A 15,074-nucleotide genomic window follows, 5' to 3' on the forward strand; every position below is an offset into this window, starting at 1 on the left:
CAGCGAAGAGTTCCAAAACGCGCCAATTTGATTCATACACGTTCTAGCGCCTCACCTCTTGACAGCACAGGAGAAGGGACTCTTACCGCCGGGGCTTCCCTGGCTGAATCAGGGAACTCCCGACAGCCTGCTCACCGCCTTATCGTGGGCCCATGGGAGAAGTCGTGTACCTTGCGGATAGATCGGACCAGCACCGGCAGCTGCTGTGGCGGGAAGCGATCGGCCATGTCGTTCGGCAGGAGCGGCACACGCGACGAGAGCGGCTCACAGACGTGGGCGAGCGGGCCGGTATCGCTCCGCAGTACCTCTCGGAGGTCGAGCGCGGCCTCAAAGATCCGTCCTCCGAGGTGCTTCACGCGGTCTCTGACGCCCTCGAAACTCCTGTCCACGAGATTGCCCGCCGCGCAGCGTCCGTACTCGACAGGACGGACCGTCTCGGACCCGCGGTCCTGGCTATGGCAGCCTGACGCCGCTCACAGCAGATTCGCCCCACATCGACGCGTCCGCCCGACACACTGAGGACATGCACATCCTCCTCCTCGGCGGCACCGGCTTCCTCGGCCGGGCACTCGCCCGCGCCGCGCTCGACGACAGCCACGCCGTCACGTGCCTCGCCCGCGGGTCAGCCCCCGCCGCGTCCGGTGTCACCTTCGTCCGCGCCGATCGGGACGATCCCGACGCCCTCGCCCCGGTCGCCGCTCAGACCTGGGACGCCGTCGTCGACCTGACATCCCATCCGGCCCACGCCCGCGACGCCATCACGGAGCTCACCACCCGCCACCGCCTCTTCGTCTCGACCACGAGCGTCTACGCCTCGTTCGACACACCCGGTCAGGACGAGGACGCCCCCCTGGCACCGCCCGCGGACATCGACCTGATGACCGAGATGAACCAGTACCCCGGGGTCAAGCGCCGCTGCGAAGACATCTACCGAGGCGCGGATGGGCAGGTCACCGTGATCCGCCCCGGGCTGATCGGCGGCGCTGGCGACGACACCGGACGGTCCGGCTACTACCCCTGGCGATTCGCACACCCGACGGGGACCGACGTGCTGGTGCCCGATGCGACGTTCCCCGTCTCCCTCATCGACGTGGCAGACCTGGCCGCGTGGATTCTGCATTGCATGGAACACACGGTCACCGGCACGTTCAACGCCGCCGGTCAGACCCACACCTTGGCAGACCTCTACCGGGCGAGCATCGAGGTCACCGGGTCGGCCGCTCAGCCGCGTGTGATCCCCGACGACGTCCTACTGTCCCAGGGCATCGCCCCGTGGGCGGGGCCGTCCTCGCTGCCCCTCTGGATTCCGCTGCCGGGGTTCCGTCACGTCGGCAGCGTCGACTCCTCGGCGGCCCTGGCCCACGGGCTGGTCCGCCGCCCGCTGGGCGAAACCCTCGCGGCCGCCCTGGCCACCGAGGAGGCGCGCACGACGGAGCGCCCCGTGGGGCTGTCCGACCAGGAGGAAACCGCCCTGCGCGCCGCCCTCAGCCCCACCAGCGGCTAAGGGGCCCGGTTTCACGATGACCGAGATCCGCCCACTCTGCGCCGAGTGCACCGCGAGCCGTGTGGATTCTTCGCTGCAACTCGACGGCACGATCGCACAAACGCGCGGGCAGGCTTTCTACCCGGCCACCCCGTGACCACACTGAGGGATCAGGCCTGAAGCCTGCCCGGGCCGGTCACCCGGACCCCCACGTCCACGGGCGTGGATCTCGGAGATTTGCCATGGATCCCGACGCTTCCCCTCGGAGATCGCTTCATCTAGCGTGCGCCCCATGCTGCTCAAGGTCTGCGTGAACGGAGCCAGGACACCCGGCGAGCATCCCCGGCTCAGTGCCTCTCCCGAGGACGTGGCCGCCGAGTGTGCCGACGCCGTTGCGGCCGGAGCGAATGCGATCCATCTCCATCCCAAGGACGAACAGGGCAGGGACAGCCTCCTGGCTCCACACGTCGACCGGTGGGTGCGAGCGGTCCGCGAGCGGTGTCCCGGCACTCCGGTCGGCGTCACCACGGGGGCCTGGACTGCGCCTCGGGCAGCGGACCGACTCCATACCGTCCGCCGATGGCGGGAGCTGCCGGATTTCGCCTCCGTGAACTGGCACGAGGACGGCGCGGAGGACGTGGCCGCCGCCCTGCTCGAACGAGGTGTCGGCGTCGAGGCCGGCATCTGGCACGAGCGAGGCCTGCGGGCATGGGCAGCTTCCCCGATACGGCGTCGCTGTCTGCGTGTGCTGGTCGAGGTGCAGGACATGCCACCGGCAGATGCAGAGACCGTCGCCCCCGTGCTCGTCGAGGGTGTCCGCCGTGCCGATCCCGGTGCCCGCGTGCTCCTGCATGGGGAGGAGCGATCAACCTGGGCGACGATCGTTCTGGCCCGACGCCTCGGCCTCGCCTCCCGGATCGGCCTCGAGGACACCCTGGCGCTGCCGGACGGGCGGACGGCGGCGGGGAACGCGGAGCTGGTGCGAGTCGCGCAGGGCATCCTCTGTCCTGCCTGAGCAGCCCGAGCAGAGCCACGGCTCACCCGCTCCCCTCATGGTTCTCCCAGAGCTGCGCGGCCAGGTCACGGATCCGGTCAATGGCCTCAGCCGGTGCGGTGACGCGGATGTGGTCGCCGAACTGGAGCAGCTGACGGACCGACTCCACCTCCGGATACCGGACGACGATCGTGACCCATTCGGCACCTGGGTCGTCGACGGCGATCAGGCGGCTGCCGAGGATGCGGCGGGCCAGATCCACCCGGCTGGAGCGCAGACGCGCGTGGACGTCGACGACCGAAGTCGGTCGAAATCCTTGCCGCAGGTACTCCCAGACGGAGCGGAGGTCCTGCTCCGGGCGCAGGAGCGCCCCCTCCGCCAGTGCCTGCCGCGCTTCGATGCGATCCACGTTGAACAGTCGCGGGCGACCGTCGACGTCGGCCACCAGGTACCAGGAAGCGGCCTTGCTCACCAGGCCGTAGGGGTCGGCGACGAGCCATCGTCCCGCCGCCTCCCCACTGCGGCGATACCGCAGTCGCAGGCGCCGCCGAGCACGGGCTGCTTCGACGAGGTCCGTGAGATCCGTGCCCGGTCCGTCCGAGAACCAGCCGGCCGCATCGACGAGCAGCACCTCGGACAGCGTGGCGGGCGTGGGTTCCGTCCGTCGTGCCAGCGTCGCTGCCACCTTGTCCTGAAGCCGGCTCCCGATCTCCTGCAGGCCGAGGCGTTCCAGCTGCGTGGAGTCGAGTCCCGCGACAGCCAGCAGCTGGAGCTCGGCCGGGTCCAGGCGCACCGGATCAAGCCGGGAGCGTCGGTCCAGGACGATGGCGCCGCCGCGGCCGCGTTCGGTGTGGACCGGAACACCGGCGGCCGACAAGGCCTCGACGTCACGAAGGACCGTCCGCTGGGAGACCTCGAAGCGTTGGGCCAGCTCCCGGCTGGTCATCCGTTCATGGGTCTGCAGAAGCAGCAGCATCGACAACAGCCGAGAGGACTTCATGCCCAAATCCTGGCAGAGAACCTGACACGTTCTGTCGTCTTCAGCTGCTCGGATGGACACGTCCGCCACCCCCGAGCGAGGAGGAACCTCATGCCGGCACCCAACCTGTTCATGACCTACGTCAGTGACGCTGAACGGTCCACAGCGTTCTACCGAAACCTGTTCGACATCCAGCCTGACTTCACCAGCCCGCGGTACGTCGCCTTCGAGGTGGCCCCGGGCGTGCTCTTCGCGATCTGGACCGGAGACAACGAGCATGCCTCTCCCCAGACGCCTCGCACGAGCGAGATCGGTCTCATGGTGCCGGGGGCGCCCACTGCGGTCGACGACCTCTATCGAGCGTGGGTCACCAAGGGGGCGCGCGTCGTCGAGGAGCCGCACGACGACGTCTTCGGCCGGACCTTTGTCGTCGCCGACCCCGACGGCAACCTCATCCGCGTCAGCCCCATCGACTGATCTTGGGTAAGCCACTCAGCGGTGGCGGCGAGTTCACGCTCGCCGCCACCATTGAGCCTGGCCGTCATCACCGTCGTGCCGAGTGGTGGGAGCCCCCGACCGCGCCAGGACCTACGCTTCAGGTCGTGCCTGATCCGTCGTCTCCGAGAGATGCCCACCGCGTGTCGTGTGAAATCTTCGCTGCATTTCGACACCCGTGTGGCCCATGCACATCGCCTCGCCACTGCTGCTCATCCCCCGAACGGAGCCGCCCCTGATCCAGGCCCAGAGGGGGTCTCTGGGGCGTGGATCAGGGGCGGCTCGCTGGCCTGGATCTGGCGGGCCTACCTCGAGGTTCCCGTGGATCTGTGGCTGGTCGGTGGCGGCAGGCTCCCCTCCCTCTGGCCCTCGTGCGGCTTGGTTTCCGCCGGGCCGCTGGCTGCCTGCTCCCGGTCTGCTCGCCCGCGCACGGCTACGCTCTGGCTCCCGTCTACCTTCGGTGCTCCTTGGATGCTCGCCGGTCGCTGGTGCTCGTATGGCACGGCTTCCCGCTGGGGAGCTCGCGTGAAGATGTCGCAGCCGCTGGTCTACGTGTCGTAGGGCCTGGCCGGGGGGGGCGTCTCAGAGGCCGCCGTGCGGGGTCATGTCGATCTGTTCAACAACCCGGTTCTGGGTGGTGTCCACGACGACGGTCATGGGGCGCTCGGTCCGCGGCGCGGTGACCCAGGGGTCCTCGCCGGTGGTCTCGGTGGCCACCATGAGCGCGACGTCGACGCGCTCGCCCTGAACGGTCTGCGCGCGCGACTCGAGCACCTGCACCGACGTGCTGGCCTTGGCCTGTACGAAGCGGTGCTGGGCGTCGGATTCCCAGTCCCGATCGACGTCGAGCGTCTTCAGCAGCTCAGGGCTCACCGTGGGTGCCAGTGCCTCCCGCCACTGCTGCCGGCTGGTCTGCCACGTGCGCGCGTTCATGGCCTGCGCAAACCGGCTGGCCACGTCCTCGGCACGCTTGCGGGCGTCGGGGTCCAGACCCTGGACGGCTCGCTCCTGGGCGGCCTTCTCCACCTCGATCTGGGAGCTGCGCGCCGCACTGACCGATGACGGGCTGACCTGGGCGTTTCCAGATTTCGACGGCCCCGTGGAGGGGGTCGTTTCCCGATTCGTTTCCTGACTCGCAGCGCTGGCCGGGGCGGTGCTGGCCGACGGCTGAGGCCAGGCCCCGGCCGTGGAGTTCGCGGCCGCCGTGGGGGTGGGGGCCGGTCCCTCCGGCGCCTGCTCGCCGGGGGTGCCGGTGAGCAGCCACGCGCCGGCGCCTGCCGCGGCGAGAGCGCCGACCAGGAAGGGCCAGGCCCGCCCCTGGCGGGGCTGGGGCTCCTGGGGGTGGCGGGTGGTGTCCGTGCGGCTCACTTCTTCTCCTGGATCACGTCGAAGTAGACGGTGTCGGTGCCGGTCTGGGTGACCGGGTGCTTGCGGGTGCCGGCGGACTCGTTGATCGCGGAGATCATCATGCCGTCGCCGACGTAGATGCCCACGTGCTCCCACCGCCCGCGGGTGGGGTCCCACTTCTGGGCGACGATGTCGCCGGGCTGCGGGGTCTCGGTGCGCTTGCCCACGGTCCACGGGGCCTGGCGGGGCATGTCGATCCCGTTGTCCTGGTAGACGCGTGAGACCAGCCCGGTGGCATCCCAGGATCGGAAGTCCGCGGCGCCGTAGGTGTAGGTGCCGCCGATGCCGGCTTCGGCGCGGGAGACGATCTTCGAGCGCGAGAAGTCGGCCGGGATCTCCAGGCGCTTGGTGTCCTCGTCCAGGGCGTGGTTGCCCTCGGGGGCGGTGCTGGAGGTGGCGCTGGCTGCGGCCGCAGCCCCGCCGGCGCCCTGGCACATCATGGGGGTGGTGCCGGTGACCTGGCCCAAGATCTGGTTCGCCGCGTTCTCCCACTTGTTGTACTCGTCGGGGTGGCGCGAGTTCTGTACGGCCTGGGCAGCCGACCCGGGGGCCATGCCCTCCCAACCGGGGATGTCCAGCAGGCCCGGGGGCATGCCCTTGTTCGGGCCGGTTGGGCCGCCGAAGAACGCTCGTGCGGCGTACTCGGGGTTCATCAGCTCCGGCACGCTTCCCCAGCCGGCCACGGTGCGCTGCTGGAAGACGTTGACCGAGTCCTTGTTGGTGCCGGTCTTCTGGTGCGGGAAGTTCATGGACTCCGGCAGGGTCGGGTTCGCCATGTTCTGGAGCATGGTCTCCTGGAGCCCGGTCATCAGCGCCACCTGGATCCCCTTGTCCGAGATGTTGAGCTCGCGCGCCACCCCGATGATCAGGGCCGCGTTCTCCACCTGCTCCGGGGAGAGCGTCCACTCGCTGCCCTCGGGCAAGGTGATCCGCACCGGCCCGTTGACCTTGGGGGGCTGCCCGTCCGAGGCTGCGGCGCCCGCGGGCGAGGATCCGCTGGCCAACTTGGCCGAGGGAGCCGAACTTGAGGAGGCTGCTGCCGAGCTCGAGGACGCCGCCTGCGCGGCACCGCCGCCGGCCGGAGAGGTCAGCCGGGGCATCTGGCCCTTCTCCAGGATCAGGCCGCGCTCGGCCAGCCAGGTCTGCGGGTTGGACCGCTCGCCGTTGACGTAGAGCATCAGGTGCAGGTGCACGCCCGTGGCCACGCCGGTCTCGCCGGCTCCGGCCAGGTGGTCCCCGGCCTTCACCTGCTGGCCGGGCTTGACCACGGTGGTGCCGTTGGCGAGGTGGACATAGCGCCACTCGATCCCGTTGCCCGAGTCGATCTTGAGGATGTTGCCGCCCTCTTCACCCTCCATGTTGGTGCCGATGACCGTGCCGCCCATGACGGCGTTGATGGGGGTGCCCTCGGGGATGCCGCCGATGTCCACGCCACCGTGGAAAAGCAAGGGCGCCTCGCTCGTGTAGCCCGGGGGGATGTACCCGGGCCCGAAGGGGTTCGGGCGCGGCCCGTAGTCGGAGGTGACCCGGCCCATCAGCGGGATGGCCAGGGACCCGTCTGCGGCGCTCAGGCCCCCCACGACACAGGAGAGGGAGGACTGTTGCATCTTCAGCTTCTGCTGGGCGCCGCCGATCATCAGGATGATCAGCAGGATCAGCACCACCACGAAGGCGACGACGGCCACCACGGCGCCGGCCCCGATGAAGACGGCGCGGCGCTTCATGCGTGCTGCCCTCGCGGGCCCTGGGCGGCCCGGAGGCGCTCGCGCATCCGCTGGGTGGCCTCCGTGCTGTCCGACCGCGGCCGCCGCGGGGGCTGCTGGGGGCCCTGGCTCGAATCCACGACGGTGCCCTCCACGACCTCGGGCCGGCGGGGGGTCACGGTGGCCTTGCCGTCGCTGCCCACCGTGATCCGGGACTGGCGAGGCACCCGCTGGGGCTTGCCGGGGCCGGTGAGCTCCTTGCGGTTCTGGCGCTCGATGGACCAGGCCGCGCCCTGGGCAACGACGTTGACCGCCCCACCCATCGGACCACCGATGGCAGCCGCCCCGACGCCGACGGCACGCACCAGCGGAGCCGGGGGCAGCTGCCCGCCCGGACGGCGCCGGCGCGCAGGCCCGCTACCGCCGTCGGCGCGCGCGGCACGGCCGAAGACCTGGGGGCCGCGGGGATCCGGCCGGCGCGGTCCTCCGCTGGGCGTATCGGAGCCGCCCGAGGGGCCGGCGCCGCCGCCGGTCGGCCGGGAGCGCGCAGGCCCGTCCTGGCCGCCGCCCTTGGCCAGACCGAGGCGGCCGAACTTGTAGCCGCCCAGGGCCGTGCCGGCCATGCCCACCAGCGACTTCATCGGCACGCTGGACTTCTTCTCCTGGCCGGCGCCCAAGCGCGAGAGCCAGCGGGCGGTCTGGTCGCCCTTCTTCATGATCCCGTGACGCACGCGCAGCACCAGCCAGATCAGCGCGATCAGCATGAGCACCAGCAACAGCATCTGGAGGGTCACGCCGAGGGCTGCGGTGGTCAGCAACATGCTGGCCACCAGGCGTAGGGACACGGCCACGAGCACGATCGCGGCCACGATGACCACACCACAGGCGATCACGCCGACGAACGCGCCGAAGAACTCCTTGCGGGAGGTGCCCGGCAGGATCGAGATCATCACGGCCAGCGCCTGGTAGACCCCGTAGAACAGGGCGATGAGCACGGCCAGGAACAGCACCACCGCCATGGTGGCCACGAGCACGGCGAAGGCTGCCGAGCCCAGGTTGGTCATGAGCATGGGGGCGACCTTGGTGAAGGAGGTCGACTCGGACCAGCTCTTGGCCGAATCACTGCACCCCTTGACCGGGTCCATCACCGACTTGGACTCCACGTCCATGGGGTCCGCGGCCTTCATCGTCTCGGTGAAGGTGCTGGCGCAGCCGCCCTCGAGCAACTGGCCGAAGGCGACGGCCTGGGAGGGCCCGCGCAGCATCGCGTCCGTCAGGTCGGCCATCACGGACTGGCCCAGGGCCGAGGAGGCGTCCGCGCCGCCGTCCATCGCGCCCTTGCCTCCGGTGGCCTCCACGGCGATCTGCGCCGCGGTCTGCTGGGAGGTCTGGAGGACGCCGTCCGGGCCGGTGATGTAGGCGACCGGGTTCAGCGCGATGTTCGTAGCGACCACGACCATCATCACGGAGACGAACATCTCCCCCCAGGCCGCGCCGCGCTTGCGCATGAAGAACAGCAGGCCGATGGTCGTGCCGGAGATCATCGCCGCCAGCGGGATCCAGTGGATCTGTGCGACCAGCTGCCCGAAGTTCTGGCCGAGGACCTCCATCGGGCCGGAGAACCAGGAGACCCACTGGAAGCCGAGCAGGGTGTGCAGCAGCCACATGCACGTGGTCACGCACATGTAGTGCAGGCCCCAGAAGAAGTCGAGCACGGAGACCAGCGCGTCGCGGGCGGGGTTGATGTCAATGCCTCCGGCGCCGTGGTCCAGGGGCAGTGCCTCGTACTTGGAGATGGGCACACCGGAGGAGTCGGTGACCTGCTGGGACCACTCCTCCAGGCCCATCACCCCCGACTGCGCCGGGGCTGCCGGGGCCGCAGAGGCGGCCGGGGCGGCCCAGAGCATGGTCAGCAACACGGCAGCGCTGACGCCAGCTCGTCGCATCCATCCGCGTGCGCTCATGCGTGCACCAGCTCCTTGGCGGTCTCGGTGGAGGCTCCGCGCTTGGGCGGGGAGCTCATCACGGCCTTGAAGCGGGCCGGCGAGAGCGGAGGAAGCACCTTGATCTTGGCGACGTTTCCGTAGGCGTCACGCATCAACGCCTCACCGCGGCGCTCGGGGGCCACCTCCTCGTTGTCGTCCAGGGGGGAGAGCCCGGAGGTGACCAGCTCGACCCACTCGTCCTGCCCCATGTCGGCCATCCAGTCGAGGTTGCGCTGGGCCATCTTGGAGTCGCGGGAACGGCAGACGATACGCACGGGGATCAGCGCCTGGAGCTGCTGGGATCCGAAGTCCGTTGACGCGTCATGCGAGCCCAACGCCACGGCGGCCTTGTGCTTGCGGCCGTAGCGGACCACGTTGGACAGCTCCAGCTCGGTCTCCGGGGAGCCGGTGGCGTGGTGGGCCTCGTCGACGATCATCAGCGACTCGATGGAGTCGTCGGCGTAGAGCACGACGCGGCTGATGGCCACGATCAGGGCATAGAGGGCGCGGCCGATGACCTTCTCCACCGGCAGCTCCGCCTTCAGCGCGGCGGACTCCAGCTCGTGGCGTCGGGGCAGCTCCACGCCGCGGGTGCAGAAGGTGAGGAAGCGCGAGGACAGGTCCAGGGTTGGCAGGGACTCGTCGAAGAGCAGGGGCCCGAACTCGGTGGACTGCACGTTCTGGAGGCCGAACGCGATCGCGCGGGTCTGTTCCGGCTCCTCCCCCGCCAAGCCCTGGCCGGAGAGCAGGTGGGCTACCAGGGACCCCATGGAGGTGATCTGGTGCTCCTGCGCGTAGTCGGGGTGCAGCAGCTGGCCGAGCAGCCGGCCCTCGGCGGAGTTCGAGCCGAAGCCCAGCAGCACGGAGACCAGGGAGCGGGTCACGCGCGCGGCGACCTTGCCCGGGAACAGGCGCAGGGGGTCGATCGACCAGCGGGTGTCGCCGAGCTCGACGACGGTGGGCTGGGAGCCTTCGCGCTCGGTGAGCAGTCGACCCAGGGCCGCCCACTCGGTGTTGTCGGAGCGGTCGAGGGCCACGATCTGGCCTCCGCGGTCGAAGACGTTGCCGGCCACGATCTTCAGCAGGGTGGACTTGCCGGAGCCGTTCTCGCCGGTGACGGCGAACGAGCCGGACATGTCGGCCTCCATGAGGCCGCCGATGTTCATGAACACCGGGCTGCGGCGCGAGGAGGAGATGTTCGTGCCCAGCCGGAATCCGGTGCGGGTGCCCAGCGCGTCGGTCACCATGGGCACGCCGAAGGCCAGGTGCCGGCCGGTGACCAGCAGCTCGAGCTTCTTCACCACGGAGGAGGCCGGCGTGCCTGGCAGGCACGCCCACCACAGCGACTCCTGGTAGCCCAGGGGCGTGATCACCTTGAAGTCGCGCGCCGAGTAGGCCGCCTGGATCATCTGGGCCTGGTCCTGGGCCTGTTCGGGGGTCTCGGCGCCGACGATGAACATCACCGCGACGTCGACGGAGACCTCGGCCTCCGAGGAGTTCAGTGCGGCGTGGTAGGCCTTGAGGTCCTCGGCGATCGCGTCCAGGCGGGTGGATCCGCCGGTGATCGCGTGGGAGTCGCCCTCCTGCTGGTTGTACTCCTCGTTGAGCTTCTCCTCGGCACGCTTGTTCCGAGCGGCGGCGCGCTTGGCCGGCAGCACGTTCATGCGCATGATCCAGTCCGCGTTGACGCTGAGGGAGTCGATGTAGGAGACGTACTCGTCGTCGGGGAAGGTGAAGCCCTCGCGGGGGCCGGCAGTCAGGGCCATCACCACCTGGTACGAGGCCTGTCCTGCGGTGGTCTCGGAGGCGATCTTCACGTACCGGCGGCCGAAGGGGTTCAGCCTCTCCTTGGCGCTGACGTCGGACTGGCCGCCCTCGTCCACGAGCGGCTCGGGAATGCTCGCCCCGGAGGTGAACGCCTGCACGTCCTCTCCGCCAGCGGGCGCGGTGGGATCCGATCCCAGGCCCCGGCTCTGGGAGTGCGCGTAGATCCAGGCGACCTCGGCCGGAGAGGAGGGGACAGCCTTGAAGGCGGCGGGGATGGCCCGGCCGATGTGCTCGGCCGTGCGCCCCAGAGCCTGGATCTCCGCCTCCGTGGGTCGCCAGGTGGGCAGGGCCAGCTGCTCGCGCAGCTTGCCGTCGACGGAGCGGATCAGGGTCTGGAGGCGGTCGGTGATCGACTTGGACGGCAGCGGCACGGCCAGCCAGTAGGCGCGCTCGCCCACGGGGATCGTCTCGAGCTCGTCCAAAGAGAGCTCGACCTCCTCGAGGTAGTTGGGGCACTGCTCCAGGTCGACACCGTCGAGCATGCGCTCGACGACGGCGGCGGGGTCGAGCTCGGCGCACAGGCCCATGAGCATGGCCTCACCGCGCAGGCCCTGGAAGAGGGCTTGGTGGGCGAGCATGGCCCGCTCCTTGTGCTCGCCCTTACCGAAGCCGTAGGGCAGCCCGTGCACGCGCCACATTGCCCACACCGTGCCCGTGGAGGTCCACATGAGGTTCTCGCGCAGGTACAGGAGGGAGTTCTTCATCGCTGGGTGTCCTTGTTCTCGGTCGTGCTCTGCTGGAGGAGTCGGGCCACGGAGGAGGTGCCCATCGGCCGGTACGTCGGCGCGGGCTCGCCCTGCGGTTCGTCGGTGGACATCGCGCGGGCGGGAGCGGTAGGGGTGGAGGGCTTCTCGGGCATCCCTGCGGGAGCCTTCTTGGGGGCGAACGTCTCGCCGCGGTAATGCCCGTGGGGCGGCTTGGACCAGGCCAGGAAGGCTCCGGTGATGACCAGGCTCAGCTCGTGGAGGTTGTCCGGGGCGAAGCGCAGCAGCCAGGTGACCGCCAAGCCAGCGGCCAGGGCGCCGGCGAAGTCGAGCAGGTCGAAGCCGGTGGTCCAGGACCTCCGGACGGCCCACAGCAGCGCCACCGTGATCGCCCCGCCCACGCCCTGCACGAGCGTGTAGGGGCCCCCGGGCACGCGGGTGCCGTCGGGCAGCCGGTAGAGCGTGGTGGGGATGCGGCGGATGCTGCTGTAGAACCGTCCGGTCTCGGTCATGGCTTACTCCTGGCCGATCACTTGATGGTCGTGCCGGCGGAGTCCGCGGCCCACTGGACGCCGGCCACGCCGCCCCAGATGAACAGGCCGCCGGCCAGAGCGGAGAGCAGGATCGCCGGCAGGGTCCACTTGCCGCGGGCCGAGCCGATCAGGAAGATCACCACGCCCAGGAAGATGATCAGCGCGTTGAGCACGACCTGGGCCTGGGAGATCAGGTTGTTGATCGAGGTGAAGAAGTTGGCGCCGAGCGTGAGGGAAGAGTGGAGGTACGGGGTGAAGACGTTCACGAGGTCTCCCTTTCAGAGATGAGGGGTCAGTGGGTCGGGGTGGACTGAGGGGCTGAGGTGTCGATCAGGGGGGCCGGGTCGAGGGAGGTCACCTCCCATCGGCCGTCGCGGAAGGTCACGGTGACCGGCACCGTCACGCCCATACGCGAGTTGCGCTCATCGGGCAGCTCTGCCTCCGCCTGGATCAGGGCGCGCACCGGGGTGCCAGGCTGGACGGAGTCCAGGGCCTGATCGGTGCGGATCTCCTGGATGAACAGGCGGGTGTAGGGGGCGGGGTCGATGGCGGCGAGCTTGTAGCCGGGGGCCAGGAAGCGGGAGACATCCGAGCGGCCGGCGCCGTAGGCCTGGAGGAAGCCGTCGAGCATCTTTCCCAGGTCGGTGTCCGGGCCGACCCGATGGGAGTAGTTCAGGGTGACGGGGTCTCCGTGAGCCGGCCCCGGCACCGGGGTGGGGTAGCCGATGACCTGCAACTGGCCGGGGGCCTGCTCGTGGACGGCCACTTGGTAGTACCGCAGCGTGTAGGGGACCGGCTTGGTGGTGGCCGCGGCCGCCGGAGACGGACTGGCCGCGGACGGGGACGGCGACGGCGAGGCAGAGGACGTCGGCGAGGCGGTCGCCTGCTCCAGCAGGGACAGGCTCTTGGTCGCCTCCGCTCCCTGCGGAGCGCTCGGCGCCCCGGAGCGCTGCTCCACGTGGGCGGCGACGGTCACGGAGGTGATGCTCGGGTCCTGGCCGCGCTGGACGCCGGCCACGGCGACGTCGCGCACGCCCAGCGGCTCCACGGGCAGCTGGGGGATCTTCGTGCCACCGATGTAGGGCTCCAGCAGGCTCTGGTCGTCGCGGGTGGCACGCAGCCACGCCGAGACGTAGGACGTCGCCACGCCCTCGGCTGTGGACGTGTCGGGCACCTCCACCGTCGGCGCCGGCTGGGAGGCCGTCGAAGCGGCCAGCACCACGGCCAGGCCGGACAGGCCCAGGCACAGCACCATCGCCCCGTAGAACCCGTAGAGCAGGACCCGGGAGGCCAGGCTGTTCACCTTGGACTTGGCCGGCGTCGGGCTGTTCTGCTCCGGCGCCTCCGCGGCGGGTTCGGTCTTCTTCTTGCGAGAGAGCAGTTTCACCGATCCTGCCCTCCCATCCGCCGGGCGATGAGGGTGGCCTCGCGCAGCTGGTCGGAGTCCAGGAGGCGACGCATCTCCTCCTGGCTGGCCTGGTCGAACGGCCGCGCACACAGGTCCGCCAGACCCGCCTCCAGGACGGCCTCGGCCTCGCGCATGGTCTGGCCCTCACGCACGAAGCTGGCCAGCTGCTCATCGGTCACGATCTCGGGGGTCTGCTCGGACATCACGGGGGCTCCTTGGACGGGCGATCTCTCACCGGACTAAAGGCCGCCCGCGGGAACCGATGTCCCTCCCGTGCGGGAACTTTTTCTCCGCCCCTCCCCCACATCCGCATGATTACGCCGATCTCCTGCGGTCCAGGTTCTGGAAATCCAGACGATCGGCAGATCCAGCTCCAGATCCAGATTCGTTTCCCGACCTGCTCGTTTGGCTGGTCAGTGACCCGTCCGGGACGCCCGGACACCACTGATGGAGGGACCGAGTCCGATGAGCACCACCACCTACGCCCCGACCGTGATCGACCGCCTGAACGCCGAGTGGGCCGTGCGCTACGCCGAGACCTCCCACCCCTGGCCTCACGGCGCTCAGACCGGCATCGAGCTCGTCCAGACGGTGGCCCGCAGCACCGTGGAGGTCCGCGAGCAGATCATGCGCGGCCTGCTCGAGCAGGCCGCGGTCGGCGACGAGGACTGCGCCCGCGCCGTCCTCCAGCTGATGCTGCCTCGCTTCACCCTGATCGCCGGCCGTCACACCCGCATGCGCATGGCCACCATGCACGGAGACCACTCCGCCCGCGAGGAGGTCTCCGCCGCCGTCATCGCCGCAGCGTGGAAGTGGATCCGCCGGCCCTCCCTGCATCGGGCTGGCTCGTGCATCGGCAACCTCGCCATGGACGTGCTCAAGGACTCCCTGCTCGAGCGCAAGCTCTACGACGGCCAGTCCGACGTCGAGGCCCTGCCCTCCTGGCTGCCGCAGCTGGCCGAGGAGCCGGCCGACGATGAGGCCGCCGACAACGGCCGTGCCACCCGGGACCTGTGCGCCCTGATCGCCTGGGCTCGAGACAACGCCGTCTTCTCCAGCCGCGACGCCGCGGTCTTCCTGCGCTACCAGCTGGCCGACGAGGCCGAGCGCGCAGCCCTGAGCGACGAGTACGGCTACAGCGGCCGCGGCCTGTGCAAGCGCATCAACGTCCTGCGCACTCGCCTGACCCAGGCCGTGAAGGACTACGCCATGGAGCGCAGCGGGCTGGCTCCCGACTACGCGGCCCTCATGGAGCAGGCCCCGGCCGCCTGAACCCCAGACCGCGACCACCTCACCGAACGGCTATCCACGGATGCACAGCGAAACCGCCCCCCACTACAGGAGGAATACATGTGGTTTTACTACATGGGGACCCTCCAGAATCGTTGCAATCATGCCGATTCTGACGGGGTGGCTGTCACAAGATGCACACACTGGCCGTCACAAGATGCACGTGGATAACCTCCGGCCCGACCGGCGCACCGTCACAAGATGCACACACGCGATCGGCTTGATCCCGCCGATTTCGCCCCCAATCTGCGTCCACTCCGCCGACT

Annotated in this window: 14 protein-coding genes; 5 read left to right on the forward strand and 9 right to left on the reverse strand. The window is 69.8% G+C overall.

The features are described from left to right. Nucleotides 1-152: 152 nt before the first annotated feature. The 3 genes from AC3RKA_RS11870 (at nt 153) to AC3RKA_RS11880 (ending at nt 2,498) form a co-directional block, all read left to right on the forward strand. On the forward strand, nt 153-467 hold the full coding sequence (locus tag AC3RKA_RS11870; protein WP_250162147.1) for a helix-turn-helix domain-containing protein: 315 nt from the start codon (nt 153-155) through the stop codon (nt 465-467). A gap of 56 nt (nt 468-523) precedes the next feature. Further along, nucleotides 524-1,504, forward strand: coding sequence for an NAD-dependent epimerase/dehydratase family protein (locus AC3RKA_RS11875; RefSeq protein ID WP_250162146.1), 981 nt, complete (start codon nt 524-526; stop codon nt 1,502-1,504). A 271-nt stretch (nt 1,505-1,775) separates the two neighbouring features. Further along, nucleotides 1,776-2,498, forward strand: a complete 723-nt coding sequence (locus AC3RKA_RS11880; RefSeq protein WP_489727613.1) for a 3-keto-5-aminohexanoate cleavage protein — start codon at nt 1,776-1,778, stop codon at nt 2,496-2,498. Between the two features lie 22 nt (nt 2,499-2,520). Here AC3RKA_RS11880 and AC3RKA_RS11885 read toward each other — a convergent pair whose 3' ends face one another. Further along, nucleotides 2,521-3,477: a helix-turn-helix transcriptional regulator gene (locus tag AC3RKA_RS11885; protein WP_489727614.1), complete on the reverse strand. Its 957-nt coding sequence runs from the start codon at nt 3,475-3,477 to the stop codon at nt 2,521-2,523. Between the two features lie 90 nt (nt 3,478-3,567). On the opposite strand from AC3RKA_RS11885, the gene AC3RKA_RS11890 reads away from it, so the two are divergent. Then, nucleotides 3,568-3,933, forward strand: coding sequence for a VOC family protein (locus tag AC3RKA_RS11890; RefSeq protein ID WP_185194564.1), 366 nt, complete (start codon nt 3,568-3,570; stop codon nt 3,931-3,933). Between the two features lie 600 nt (nt 3,934-4,533). Here the strand turns inward: AC3RKA_RS11890 and AC3RKA_RS11895 are convergent. From AC3RKA_RS11895 to AC3RKA_RS11930, 8 genes are read right to left on the reverse strand one after another with little or no spacing between them, the layout of a single operon-like run. After that, nucleotides 4,534-5,319 carry a hypothetical protein gene (locus tag AC3RKA_RS11895; RefSeq protein ID WP_489727615.1) on the reverse strand — a complete coding sequence of 262 codons (786 nt, stop codon included), beginning with the start codon at nt 5,317-5,319 and terminating at the stop codon, nt 4,534-4,536. After that, nucleotides 5,316-7,082: a peptidoglycan DD-metalloendopeptidase family protein gene (locus AC3RKA_RS11900; RefSeq protein ID WP_250162143.1), complete on the reverse strand. Its 1,767-nt coding sequence runs from the start codon at nt 7,080-7,082 to the stop codon at nt 5,316-5,318. Before AC3RKA_RS11900 ends, AC3RKA_RS11895 begins: the two co-directional genes overlap by 4 nt. Beyond that, a complete protein-coding gene (locus AC3RKA_RS11905) occupies nt 7,079-9,025 on the reverse strand; it encodes a hypothetical protein (protein WP_031943877.1) in 1,947 nt (648 codons plus the stop codon). The genes AC3RKA_RS11900 and AC3RKA_RS11905 overlap by 4 nt, the downstream gene beginning before the upstream one ends. Further along, a complete protein-coding gene (locus AC3RKA_RS11910; RefSeq protein WP_031943876.1) occupies nt 9,022-11,577 on the reverse strand; it encodes an ATP-binding protein in 2,556 nt (851 codons plus the stop codon). Before AC3RKA_RS11910 ends, AC3RKA_RS11905 begins: the two co-directional genes overlap by 4 nt. Next, on the reverse strand, nt 11,574-12,089 hold the full coding sequence (locus tag AC3RKA_RS11915; protein WP_031943875.1) for a hypothetical protein: 516 nt from the start codon (nt 12,087-12,089) through the stop codon (nt 11,574-11,576). The genes AC3RKA_RS11910 and AC3RKA_RS11915 overlap by 4 nt, the downstream gene beginning before the upstream one ends. A gap of 17 nt (nt 12,090-12,106) precedes the next feature. Continuing rightward, nucleotides 12,107-12,376, reverse strand: a complete 270-nt coding sequence (locus AC3RKA_RS11920; protein ID WP_031943874.1) for a hypothetical protein — start codon at nt 12,374-12,376, stop codon at nt 12,107-12,109. Between the two features lie 26 nt (nt 12,377-12,402). Further along, nucleotides 12,403-13,497, reverse strand: a complete 1,095-nt coding sequence (locus AC3RKA_RS11925; protein WP_031943873.1) for a conjugal transfer protein — start codon at nt 13,495-13,497, stop codon at nt 12,403-12,405. Next, nucleotides 13,494-13,721 carry a hypothetical protein gene (locus AC3RKA_RS11930; protein WP_031943872.1) on the reverse strand — a complete coding sequence of 76 codons (228 nt, stop codon included), beginning with the start codon at nt 13,719-13,721 and terminating at the stop codon, nt 13,494-13,496. Before AC3RKA_RS11930 ends, AC3RKA_RS11925 begins: the two co-directional genes overlap by 4 nt. 262 nt (nt 13,722-13,983) lie before the next feature. Between AC3RKA_RS11930 and AC3RKA_RS11935 the strand changes: the two genes are divergently transcribed. Further along, nucleotides 13,984-14,790, forward strand: a complete 807-nt coding sequence (locus AC3RKA_RS11935; RefSeq protein ID WP_031943871.1) for a hypothetical protein — start codon at nt 13,984-13,986, stop codon at nt 14,788-14,790. Nucleotides 14,791-15,074: the final 284 nt, after the last annotated feature.

The organism is Micrococcus sp. iso_229 (assembly GCF_058072725.1).

What these genes read in the sequence shown, in the direction of transcription:
- AC3RKA_RS11870 (WP_250162147.1), top strand. Translation starts at nt 153, where the DNA reads ATGGGAGAAGTCGTGTACCTTGCGGATAGATCGGACCAGCACCGGCAG.
- AC3RKA_RS11875 (WP_250162146.1), top strand. Translation starts at nt 524, where the DNA reads ATGCACATCCTCCTCCTCGGCGGCACCGGCTTCCTCGGCCGGGCACTC.
- AC3RKA_RS11880 (WP_489727613.1), top strand. Translation starts at nt 1,776, where the DNA reads ATGCTGCTCAAGGTCTGCGTGAACGGAGCCAGGACACCCGGCGAGCAT.
- AC3RKA_RS11885 (WP_489727614.1), bottom strand. Translation starts at nt 3,477, where the DNA reads ATGAAGTCCTCTCGGCTGTTGTCGATGCTGCTGCTTCTGCAGACCCAT.
- AC3RKA_RS11890 (WP_185194564.1), top strand. Translation starts at nt 3,568, where the DNA reads ATGCCGGCACCCAACCTGTTCATGACCTACGTCAGTGACGCTGAACGG.
- AC3RKA_RS11900 (WP_250162143.1), bottom strand. Translation starts at nt 7,082, where the DNA reads ATGAAGCGCCGCGCCGTCTTCATCGGGGCCGGCGCCGTGGTGGCCGTC.
- AC3RKA_RS11905 (WP_031943877.1), bottom strand. Translation starts at nt 9,025, where the DNA reads ATGAGCGCACGCGGATGGATGCGACGAGCTGGCGTCAGCGCTGCCGTG.
- AC3RKA_RS11910 (WP_031943876.1), bottom strand. Translation starts at nt 11,577, where the DNA reads ATGAAGAACTCCCTCCTGTACCTGCGCGAGAACCTCATGTGGACCTCC.
- AC3RKA_RS11915 (WP_031943875.1), bottom strand. Translation starts at nt 12,089, where the DNA reads ATGACCGAGACCGGACGGTTCTACAGCAGCATCCGCCGCATCCCCACC.
- AC3RKA_RS11930 (WP_031943872.1), bottom strand. Translation starts at nt 13,721, where the DNA reads ATGTCCGAGCAGACCCCCGAGATCGTGACCGATGAGCAGCTGGCCAGC.
- AC3RKA_RS11935 (WP_031943871.1), top strand. Translation starts at nt 13,984, where the DNA reads ATGAGCACCACCACCTACGCCCCGACCGTGATCGACCGCCTGAACGCC.